The sequence below is a fragment of the Wolbachia endosymbiont of Cardiocondyla obscurior genome (assembly GCF_902713635.1).
Lineage (GTDB): Bacteria > Pseudomonadota > Alphaproteobacteria > Rickettsiales > Anaplasmataceae > Wolbachia > Wolbachia pipientis.
The window spans coordinates 1-7,572 of record NZ_CACTIU010000060.1; the positions used below are offsets into that span (position 1 = coordinate 1).

General features: G+C 34.3%; 10 protein-coding genes. 6 read left to right on the forward strand and 4 right to left on the reverse strand.

Going from position 1 to position 7,572, the window contains the following annotated elements:
• The first annotated feature begins 179 nt into the window (after window positions 1-179).
• On the forward strand, window positions 180-1,277 hold the full coding sequence (locus WOCAOBSORBRA_RS04855) for a type I glyceraldehyde-3-phosphate dehydrogenase (protein ID WP_174516048.1): 1,098 nt from the start codon (window positions 180-182) through the stop codon (window positions 1,275-1,277).
• Window positions 1,274-2,035, forward strand: coding sequence for a twin-arginine translocase subunit TatC (tatC, locus tag WOCAOBSORBRA_RS04860; RefSeq protein ID WP_010962605.1), 762 nt, complete (start codon window positions 1,274-1,276; stop codon window positions 2,033-2,035). Before WOCAOBSORBRA_RS04855 ends, tatC begins: the two co-directional genes overlap by 4 nt.
• Before the next feature lie 53 nt (window positions 2,036-2,088).
• Here the strand turns inward: tatC and WOCAOBSORBRA_RS04865 are convergent, their stop codons facing one another.
• Window positions 2,089-2,544 (reverse strand): arginine repressor, encoded by a 456-nt coding sequence (locus tag WOCAOBSORBRA_RS04865; protein WP_010081874.1) that lies wholly within the window; start codon window positions 2,542-2,544, stop codon window positions 2,089-2,091.
• A 125-nt stretch (window positions 2,545-2,669) separates the two neighbouring features.
• On the opposite strand from WOCAOBSORBRA_RS04865, the gene WOCAOBSORBRA_RS04870 reads away from it, so the two are divergent.
• The 3 genes from WOCAOBSORBRA_RS04870 to WOCAOBSORBRA_RS04880 are packed head-to-tail and all read left to right on the forward strand — an operon-like array spanning window position 2,670 to window position 4,676.
• Entirely contained in the window at window positions 2,670-3,404 is a 735-nt protein-coding gene (locus WOCAOBSORBRA_RS04870) for a substrate-binding periplasmic protein (protein ID WP_174516049.1), read from the forward strand.
• On the forward strand, window positions 3,404-4,051 hold the full coding sequence (locus WOCAOBSORBRA_RS04875; protein WP_022626279.1) for an amino acid ABC transporter permease: 648 nt from the start codon (window positions 3,404-3,406) through the stop codon (window positions 4,049-4,051). Before WOCAOBSORBRA_RS04870 ends, WOCAOBSORBRA_RS04875 begins: the two co-directional genes overlap by 1 nt.
• Window positions 4,035-4,676, forward strand: coding sequence for an amino acid ABC transporter ATP-binding protein (locus WOCAOBSORBRA_RS04880; RefSeq protein ID WP_065094901.1), 642 nt, complete (start codon window positions 4,035-4,037; stop codon window positions 4,674-4,676). The genes WOCAOBSORBRA_RS04875 and WOCAOBSORBRA_RS04880 overlap by 17 nt, the downstream gene beginning before the upstream one ends.
• A 228-nt stretch (window positions 4,677-4,904) precedes the next feature.
• Here the strand turns inward: WOCAOBSORBRA_RS04880 and WOCAOBSORBRA_RS04885 are convergent, their stop codons facing one another.
• Window positions 4,905-5,054, reverse strand: a complete 150-nt coding sequence (locus tag WOCAOBSORBRA_RS04885; RefSeq protein ID WP_156518016.1) for a hypothetical protein — start codon at window positions 5,052-5,054, stop codon at window positions 4,905-4,907.
• Window positions 5,038-6,237, reverse strand: coding sequence for a phage major capsid protein (locus WOCAOBSORBRA_RS04890; RefSeq protein ID WP_065094900.1), 1,200 nt, complete (start codon window positions 6,235-6,237; stop codon window positions 5,038-5,040). Before WOCAOBSORBRA_RS04890 ends, WOCAOBSORBRA_RS04885 begins: the two co-directional genes overlap by 17 nt.
• Before the next feature lie 48 nt (window positions 6,238-6,285).
• Between WOCAOBSORBRA_RS04890 and WOCAOBSORBRA_RS04895 the strand changes: the two genes are divergently transcribed.
• Window positions 6,286-6,579, forward strand: a complete 294-nt coding sequence (locus WOCAOBSORBRA_RS04895; RefSeq protein WP_010962608.1) for a hypothetical protein — start codon at window positions 6,286-6,288, stop codon at window positions 6,577-6,579.
• A 192-nt stretch (window positions 6,580-6,771) separates the two neighbouring features.
• Here the strand turns inward: WOCAOBSORBRA_RS04895 and WOCAOBSORBRA_RS04900 are convergent, their stop codons facing one another.
• Window positions 6,772-7,479, reverse strand: coding sequence for a hypothetical protein (locus WOCAOBSORBRA_RS04900; protein ID WP_246165638.1), 708 nt, complete (start codon window positions 7,477-7,479; stop codon window positions 6,772-6,774).
• Between the last annotated feature and the right edge of the window lie 93 nt (window positions 7,480-7,572).

The following is a 7,572-nucleotide window of genomic DNA, read 5'->3' on the forward strand; positions in this document are numbered from 1 at the left end:
TGCAGATTGGCGAAAGCAAATACAATAGCTTCAGTTTCATGATAAGGGGGCTGGCGGAGTTTGTCAAGCAAGTTTTTAGCCCTGTCTCCTTGCTATAATGTTCATATCGATAGAAAAGCAAAAGAATAGAATGAAATATCAAGTGATATCCTCTATAATTAAATTTTTTGAATGAAGAGATGACGGTTCGCGTAGGAATTAATGGTCTGGGTAGAATAGGCAGAGGCGTATTGCGTGCTATTTTCGAAATAGAAGAATATAGCAAACAAATAGAAGTTGTAGCTGTCAATGGATCGCTCAGTGCAAAGCAGCATGCACATTTGATTAAATATGATTCTGTTCATGGCAAATTCAGTGGTGATATTGATTTTAATGAGTCTCAAAATTGGATTTCTATAAATGGCAAAAAGTTTTCTTTATATAGAGAACGGAATCCTGAAAATATTCCTTGGAATGTTGATGTAATACTTGAATGTACTGGTGCATTCAATAAACGTGAAGAAGCAATAAGGCACAATGCAGAGAAAGTAATTGTCTCTGCTCCAGTTCCGGATGCTGATGTCACTATAGTTTATGGTGTGAATGACGATATGCTCGAAAAAGAGCATAAAGTGATATCAGCAGGTTCTTGCACTACAAATTGCCTTGCTCCGATTGTGAAAGTCCTACACTCCAGTTTAGGTATAAAAAGCGGTTTTATGACTACTATACATGCCTACACGAATGATCAAAATGTTCTTGATGGTAATCATAAAGATTTGCGTAGAGCAAGGGCTTGCGGATTATCTATGGTGCCAACTACAACCGGGGCAGCAAAAACAATTGGTTCTATAATTCCTGAATTAAAGGGCAAGCTAGATGGCACTGCCGTCAGAGTTCCGGTTAGCAATGTTTCTATGGTTGATTTTACATTTACGACTGATAAGAAAGCGACCGTTAAAGAAATCAATGAAATGTTTAAGGATGCAGCTCTCTCCTCTACGTCATTCCAGCGCGTGACGCTGGAATCTAATTTCTGGATCCCAGTGTCAGCTACTCGGATGACATCAGAGGGTACTAGGATGACAGAGGGTTATCCAATGTCAAATGTACTTTCTATATGCGAGGAACCTTTAGTCTCAATAGATTTTGTGCATAATCTTTATAGTGCAATTGTGGATTTAACTGGTACATATGTTACAGGTGATATATGCAGGGTTGCAGCGTGGTATGACAATGAGTGGGCTTTTTCGCTGAGAATGTTAGACATAGCATTATTGAGCTATAGTAAAGTATGAACTGGAACTCAAGCAAATACGCCTCATTTTATGAGCACTTTGCGGAACTCAGAAAAAGAGTTATCTTTTGCTTTTTATTTTTTTGCGTTGCTTTTGGTTTTTGTTATTACTTTAAGGAAAATATATACCGTTTTTTACTCGCACCTTTAATAGAAGCAACAAAAGGTAGCGAAGGTTTTTCTTTAATTTACACAGACTTAACAGAGGCATTTTTTGTGTATCTCCAAGTTGCAATAATGAGCGCACTTTTGTTTTCTTTTCCTGTGTTTGCATGGCAATTTTATATGTTCTTAGCACCTGGGTTATATAAAAGTGAAAGGGCAGTGTTGTTGCCATACTTGATTGCAACACCGGTTTTATTTGTAACGGGAGCTACTGTAGTCTATTACTATATATTTCCTTTAGCCTGGAAGTTTTTCATCACTTTTGAACATAGTGGGAAATCTTTCGGTATACCAATAGAGTTTATGCCATCAGTTAGCGAATATTTAGACCTCGTTCTCCAATTTATGTTTGCTTTTGGCACTGCATTTCAAATTCCAGTAATACTCACATTAATGGTGAGAGTAGGGTTACTCACTACACAAAGTTTGTCAAATAAACGCAGAATCGCGATAGTGGTAATTTTTATTATCGCTGCAATCTTAACTCCACCTGATGTATTAAGCCAAGTAGGGCTTGCAATACCTATGCTGATTCTATATGAATTGTCCATTCTGATATGTAGGTATATTGAAAAAAAGAAGACAAAGATTTAAACAAAGAAATCCCTCTTATCTCCTTTATATCACATTTTTAACTTACAACATTCTTATTCAGGACTTAAATATGGAAATGTTTCATAAATTGATTGTAATACTTTGTTAAGTTCAGCCTTACTTTTGATGATCAATAATACTGTATCATCACCTGCTATAGTTCCTATAATTCCTATGTTTTTGCTATTATTTAATGAATAAATAACATACTTCTGATCTAGAAAGTAAGCTAGGCTGCTAGCTTGTCCTGGTTGAGTGTGTAGTACTATTAAACCAAAATCCGAAATTTGCATATTAAGTATTAATGGTAATCGATATTGGTTGATGTCAATTACTTTATACATACCAGCAACTTTGGCAATTTTAAGTTTTTTTAATTTTCTTGATAAAGTAGCCTGAGGAATGTTGTGCCCTCTTTCTTTAAGCAAGGTCTGTAAATCGCTCTGCTCTAAAATTTCGTGATTTTGAATAATATTTAAAATATGTTCACCTAGTGTGTTGTCATGCATTATGCATTTTCCTCATATTGAATATGTAATAAGTATATTTGAAATTATATTCATTATTTCTTGACTATTCAATTTTTAATGTCTATATTCATAAGATGAATAAAATATGAATATAAATTAGTAATATGAAAAAATATATTTTAAATGCTATTATAGTGATAAGTATTCTATTAACAGGATGCAAGGAAAATAAACACGATAATATCATTAGATTTGCAATTTCTGCAGATTATCCACCTTTTGAATATTATGAAAATGGTAAATTTACTGGCTTTGACATTGAGCTTGCTCAATTAGTAGCAAAAGAGTTAGGTAAAGAAGCGATATTTAAAGATATGCAGTTTAGTACTATATTTGCAGCATTGCAAAGTAATTCTGTAGATGCTGCTATATCTACTATTGGTAGCACAGAAGAGCGTGAAAAAAATTTTGATTTTTCAAATAGTTATTATACAGGGGAATTTGGTATTCTATATCACAAAAATAAACCCATAGCCGGTATAAACAACTTAACTCACAAGAAGATAGCCGTTCAACTAGGAACTGTCATGGAAATTTGGCTAAAAGAGCATGTTCCTACAACAGCTCAAATTATTGCTATAGACAATAATAATCAAGCTGTAGAAACATTAAAGTCTGGTCATGTTGATGGCGTCCTAATTGATGAATTCCAAGGTAAAGTATTTAGCAAAAAAAATCCTGGTCTATCATGGTCAGCCATCGCTAAGTCAGATAATGGTTATTCTATTGCTGTGAATAAAGGATCTGATTTAAAGGATAAAATAAACGAGGCGTTAAAAAGTTTAGAAAGTAAAGGTGTAATACAAAAGATAGCAGAAAAATGGCTAGGAGATAACTGATGCAAGAATTAATTTCTAATTTCTTGTTTGTTGGAACAGGCCTTGCCTTTACTTTAAAATTATTGATTGGAGGACTGCTTTTAGGTGTGAGTCTAGGGGGATTATTGTCAGTACTCAGATATAATAAGATCTGTATTCCATTAATTAATGGAATTATATCTGTAATACGTGGCACCCCCCTTATATTACAGTTAAGTGTTGTTTATTTTATGACTCCAACCATTGCAGGAATTAAATTAAACATATTTAGTGCTGGCATTATAGCATTTGGTCTAAATAGCTGTGCTTATATTGCTGAGATTTTACGAGCTGGTATTGAAACTATATCAAAAAACCAGTTTGAAGCAGCTAAAACTTTACAAATACCTAGTTTCTATATGTGGAGAGATATTATATTACCACAAGTTATTAAAAATATTCTTCCTGCAATGATAAATGAGATCATTGCACTCCTTAAAGAAACGGCATTAATCTCTACTATTGGTGGTGTTGATATTATGCGCTCTGCGCAAATGCTTGCAGCAGAACAATTTACTTATTTTATACCACTTTGTCTTGCTGGGGCTTATTATTACGCTCTTGTATTACTAATTGAATATATAGGCAAAAAGATTGAACAGAAAGGTATATATGATAAAAATGCATAATGTTTGTAAATTATTTAATAATGTTCCAGTACTTAATAATATTAACCTGATTATAGAACAATCTATAGTTGGTCTTGCTGGTCCTTCTGGTAGTGGTAAATCAACATTGTTACGTTGTATACAAAAACTCGAAGTTTTAGATTCTGGTAGCATTGAATGCAATGATAGTACTGGTTTTGTATTTCAGGATTTTCAACTTTTCCCACATATGACTGTCTGGGAAAATCTTACATATGCTCCCAAACTTAAAAACAAAACTCAGGATCAAAGTGATTCACTACTTGAGTCTTTGGGTATTGCCTCTAAAAAAAATGATTACCCTAGTAATCTATCCGGTGGGCAAAAACAGCGGGTTGCGCTTGCCAGAAGCTTAATGATGAATCCAAGGATTCTATTATGCGATGAGCCAACGTCTGGTTTAGATGTAGCAACAATAGTCGACGTTGTGGAACTACTACAATCAGTTAGAGATATGGGTATTACTATGATTATCGCTTCTCACAATTTGGATTTTTTAACAAAAATATCAGATCGGATTATTCTGTTAAAAAACGGAAAAATAATTGTAGATATCAATCCTAAAGAAATTGATGAACCAACAAACTATTTAAAAAATAATTATTAAAAGAGAATCACTCATATCATACTGAGAGCTATAACAGATCTTAGCATCGAAAATTACATAATATACATTATGGAAAACAAAATTACATAATGTAAGAAGCAATGCTAAAAATAAAATCACATAATATAGCAAACGTCATACCGCCGCGATATCTCAGCATAGATTCCGCTAACAAGTAGCGGAATGACGAATTTTTGTTTTTCAAACTGTCGGTAAATCTAAGTCAGTTTAGCTATATGTGTCAAGCACTGGGATGACACCCTCCTGATGGGCCAAAATCACAATGTTCGTACAGTTATGGAATGAATCGCGGTATGACGTGTTGCTTTGATCAGCTATAAAGATGATGCTGCGGAAGTTTTTAGTACTTGCTCGCAACTTTCAACAATTTAATAGCACTGGTGTTTACAACCTCTCCGCCGACACGCTTAGTGACAAAAAACCTCACATAAGGTTTATTCGTATAAGGGTCTCTTAATATTCTCATTCCTCTGTTATCTACAATCTTATAAGCTTGTTTGAAATCTGCCATCGCAATTACTGGTAGCTGATTGTTTGGCGCTGGTGGCATATCGGCAGATTGATATACTGGTATTCCCATTAAAGTATCTGGAGCTTCAAGCGACAGACTTGGCTGCCAGAGATACTGACCTGTTTGAGATTTTAGCAGCCTGATATCCTTCAACGTACTCCTGTTCATCAAAAATGACGCATTTTTGGAATAATATTCGTCCAGAGAGTAATACAACATCATTATTGAATCACTATCTAATTTTTCAGTTTTAACTTGCTCTATTTTATTATAACTGTTTCCATTTTCATAAGCTAAAATTCCTTTTGGTTGAAAAGTGCCCTCACCCTTAATGAAGGCTTCGCTTTCTTCCTTACTAAAAGTCTCGGCAATCTTTTCCACCAGCCAACTCTCAACATCGACAAACGCATCATCGAGTAACTTTTGTGATATTTGTGGTTGAGCATATAACTCGTAAGTTGTGACGGAAATCTTTTGGATTTTGGGCGTGTCCGTATCTTTTGCAAAATCATACTTAGACTTATTGCCACCGTCCTCATCATCTACTGTTTCACTGCTCCAACCTGCACCGGCGCGGTCAAAATCTTCTATAATGTAATCCAATGTTTCAGTAGAGATTCTTTGACTGGAGCATATTTGTCGCATTGGGGACGAATCAGTTACGCGCTTGTTTATGCGTTTTACAATATGCGGAGTAACTAGATACCCCCCGATATCACTGTCATCTCCACTGAGGGTTTTGTGTGATAAACCGCTTTCCATTCCCTTGCGGATATAATCAGAAAAATATTTATCGCTTGTGCTAAAATCTGTATTTACTTCTGGGCGTTGAGCTGCAGTTTCGATCAAGTCTAAACGCTCTTTGCAACTATCAATGGCATTATTTACCTTGCATAGCTGCTCAATTGTTGCAGAATCAGCACGCCCTTTGCTTTCAATTTCTTTTAGTTTGCGATCATTTATTAATTTAAATTGCTCCCATGATGAAGCGAGTTCATTGATACGGTGAGCGATATCGGTAAGTGACATAATAGCCTCCTTTGAAAATGAAATAAAAATGGAAATAAGGTAATAGGAATGGCATCCATAGATGTTTCCCACAGTTGTACGAATATTGCAATATGGTACATAGTAAACGATGTCATTCCAGTGCTTGACACTGGGATCCAGCTTCTATGCAACTTAATTAAAAACGTTTGTTTTAGCGTAAGACAACTACCTTTAGCTCATCAGCTCAGTTATAAGCAAAATTTCTGGATTCCAGTGTCAAGCACTGGAATGACATCATCTGTTGTGCAATTTACCTTTAAAAATGAATATCCGTACAGTTATGTGCTTGGCACTGAAATGGCATCATTTTTTATCTGTTGAAAATGTAAACCAAAAAATAGCGTGGCACTTTGTGCCACGCTTAGTACTGTAAGCTTAATCCAGTAATTAAATTAAGCGAGGTAAAATAAAAGATAATGACACTATATAATGTTCGTTCTTTTATGTCAAGCACTTTTTTGAATTTTTTTGGTGATAATTTTTATCCAGTTATTTTATTATTGTAGTATAATTTCAATGCCAGATACTATCATTATGATCACTATCTAAATTTAAATCGTAATTATCATCAAATTTATATATCCCCTCCATCTCTTCTCTATGCAATTCATGTGAATCACCTAAAGCTTTTTGATTAGAAACGTCAACACAATACTGTAACAGTGCTCTTAATGCTCCAGCACTATCTTGATCTAAATTAAAATTGCTAAAATCAAATTTCTGCATATTCTCCACATGTCCTTCTCTACATAACCTACATATCTTAGCAAAAGCCCTTTCACTTTCTCGACTCCAAGCATTAAGAAAGTAAGGATCTACTACTTTGCTAAATTGTTTCTCTATCTCTTCAAGAGAGCTCTCTGGATTAAGTTCTAATATTACTTTGAAAATCCCACTGCCATGGAATCTATAAAATTTACTAGATAAGCTATCTTTTACAAAATTAACTGCATCATCTATTGTAACACCAGAGCGAGATTCAAATATCATCTCAAATGCTCCATAACAACTATCAATACCAAAATTAATTATTTTTTCCATAAAATCAATTACCTCTTCTAAGGAAATTTGTGGCTTATTCCTCAAGATAACTTCTAAACTCTTGACAAAATTATGCCCATGCTGACCCATAGCATGGGTTTTCCCATTTATTGTATAATGATATAGCTTCTTATTTTCTATTATATGCTTATTGCACTGGTAGATATGTAGCTTATTCAATTTGCCAGAATATTCCTCTATAGTATTTTCTAAAATGAATGATAAATTTCCATTATGGTATTACCAACCAAAAGTTGTAAGTCTGTATATTTA